At 36.8% G+C, this 517-nt stretch carries 1 pseudogene; it reads right to left on the bottom strand.

Features of this window, described 5'->3' with window-relative positions:
• Positions 1-273: 273 nt before the first annotated feature.
• Positions 274-517 (bottom strand): annotated as a pseudogene (locus tag JMX97_RS13685) (transposase); the annotation flags it as partial.

The following is a 517-nucleotide window of genomic DNA, read 5'->3' as shown; positions in this document are numbered from 1 at the left end:
TCAAGAACTGTTTAAATCTTTTTCTTAATTTCGTTTCTTATTAATAAATCATTGATTTGTTGATAAGTTACTAACTAAGTTTTCAATCCAACGAGCTTTAATTTAATGCCCGCTGCCGTTCCGATAGGGGCGTATTATACGCAGTTCTGATTGGGCGTCAAGGGGTTTTGAAAGTATTTTTATAGTATTCATTAAATCGAAGTTAAAAAAACCACCCTATATTAGGATGGATCTTTTTAGATTAGATAGCTGCTAGGTTTTAGCTTTTAGGACTTACGCAACCAACAACCCAGGCGAGCGCAGCTGCTCGCAGAGGTAGTTATCAAGTAAGCCATGTTTTAATTGATATACCGTTTTCTTTGTTTGCTTAGCAATACGGGTTAAACAGATCCAAACCAATATAGAACAACAAATATGATTGCGTTGAATACGTGCTTTGCGACACTGATTAGACTCTATGCCTGTTAACTGTTTAATCTCTCTATGAAACTGCTCAATCTTCCAGCGTATGGCGCAC

This window comes from Psychrobacter sp. 72-O-c (genome assembly GCF_904846605.1).
Classification (GTDB): Bacteria; Pseudomonadota; Gammaproteobacteria; order Pseudomonadales; family Moraxellaceae; genus Psychrobacter.
The sequence above is the reverse complement of the archived record's forward strand: the minus strand, read 5'-3'. Positions and strand labels throughout refer to the sequence as shown.